The sequence below is a fragment of the Dorea sp. 210702-DFI.3.125 genome (assembly GCF_020560945.1).
In the GTDB taxonomy this organism is placed as follows: domain Bacteria; phylum Bacillota; class Clostridia; order Lachnospirales; family Lachnospiraceae; genus Dorea; species Dorea formicigenerans.
In genome coordinates, this window is sequence record NZ_JAJCNF010000067.1 from 1 (window position 1) to 1,980 (window position 1,980).

Consider the following 1,980-nt stretch of genomic DNA (forward strand, 5'->3'; position numbering starts at 1 on the left):
AACTTATTAACCAAGTAGTCTTGATTGACTACATCATTATTATACTAGGAGGAATGAGTATGAAGTGTAAATTTTGCGGAAATGATTTGCCGGAAGAATCAAAGTTCTGTCCGTCATGTGGCGCATCGGTAGAGCCGGAGGAGAAGCAGGAACAGTCAGAACAATCAGCAGAAGCGAAGCAGCAGGAAAACCAGAATCCTTATGAATATGGCGTGCCAGGAACAGATAATGGAAGTGGAGCACAGAATGAGAATCCATATCAGTATGGAAGTGCGGAACAGAATAACGAGAACCCATATCAGTATGGAAGCGCAGGACAGGATAACGAGAACCCATACCAGTATGGAAGCGCAGGACAGAATAACGAGAACCCGTACCAGTATGGAAGTACAGGACAGAACACGTCTGCAGATTATAATGCTAATAATGGGACTTATGGTCAGCCGCAGAAGCCGATCAATGGAACAACCTATTTAATATTCGCTATCATTTCAACATTACTGTGCTGTCTGCCACTGGGCATTGTGGCAATTGTATATGCCTGCAAAATCAATTCTCTACAGAGAAGTGGAGATTATGCCGGAGCGCAGAATGCAGCAAAGAAAGCGAAGATGTTTACGATTATCGGAACAGTAGCTGCGCTTGTAGTGTCTATCTTTTATATTATATTTGCAATTGTGATCGGAATTGGAAGCAGCGATTTCGACGATGATCCGGTATCTAATGTTGTGGAAAATGTAATCGAAGATAAGGACGATTCTAAAAAAGCAGATGACAGTGATAAGTCAGATAAAGCAGCAAAGAGTACAGAACCGGCAGTAGCCAGCGGTGAACTTGGCACAAGCTGGGACAGTTATACAGTACAGATCAATGATAAAGTCCTGACATTTCCATGCACAAAAGCCGATATTGAGGCAGCAGGTCTGAGTATGGATACGGATTATACAGCGGAAAATTATATGGTGAATGCTAACGAATATGAGTTGGTTTATTTCGAGGATGCCAATGATAATGAGATTATGGCATATGCAATCAACAATACAGATACAGCGATGGAAGTAAAAGACTGCCTGATCGGTGGCGTTTCTGTAGATGACTATGATCTGGAAAATGGCGGACTCACTGTGATATTCCCAGGCGGGCTTCAGATGGGTGCTTCAAAAGATGCAGTAACTGGAGCTTATGGAGAAGCAGATGACACATATGACGGAGACAGTCTGTCTATGTATAGCTGGTATTCAGGTGACAGTTACTACAAGAGCTGCGAGATTGACTTTGACGCAGAGTCTGGACTTGTATGCACAATGACTATGCAAAACTTTGGTCAATAAGAGCTATAAACTAAAAAGTAAAGTATAAAATAATAATAAATGTCTGGTATGTGAGGGTGAGAGACTCTTTGCATGTCAGACATTTTGTGCTTTCTTAAGAAAGAACTTGTCAGGAGGCATATTCATTGTTCAGCGGAGTGCATACAAAAAGTTACAAAAAAATTAAAAAAAGGACTAGACAAATGTGACGAGATATTGTATAGTAATCAACGGACTGATTTGAAAGTAAATTTTAAAGAAATTGAAAGTAAATTTTTAAATCGAATTTAAAAATGAATTTTTGAGAAGTCAATTTGGAGAAATACCCAAGCTGGCCGAAGGGGCTCCCCTGGAAAGGGAGTAGGTCGTTAATAGCGGCGCGAGGGTTCAAATCCCTCTTTCTCCGTTAATCCGATATCTTATTACAAGATAGAAGATGAAAATAGAATAAAAAAGTTGTTGACAAATGTCGATGAACGTGATATTCTAATAAAGCTAATTTGCAAGACAGAGATGTCTAATGCAAGAAAGTGAAAAATAAATTTAAAAAAGTTGTTGACAAGCGGTTGCGAATATGATAATATAAATAAGCTGTCGCTGAGACGACAACAAAGAAAAAGAACCTTGATAATTAAATAATAGACAACAACCCTGAAGATTCTTTAAGAGA

At 39.4% G+C, this 1,980-nt stretch carries 1 protein-coding gene and 1 tRNA gene; both read left to right on the top strand.

Features of this window, described 5'->3' with window-relative positions; translation table 11 throughout:
- Nucleotides 1–59 precede the first annotated feature (59 nt).
- Nucleotides 60–1,331, top strand: coding sequence for a CD225/dispanin family protein (locus tag LI164_RS15535; RefSeq protein WP_227087374.1), 1,272 nt, complete (start codon nt 60–62; stop codon nt 1,329–1,331).
- A 295-nt stretch (nt 1,332–1,626) separates the two neighbouring features.
- Nucleotides 1,627–1,716 (top strand) — tRNA-Ser (locus LI164_RS15540).
- Nucleotides 1,717–1,980 lie beyond the last annotated feature (264 nt).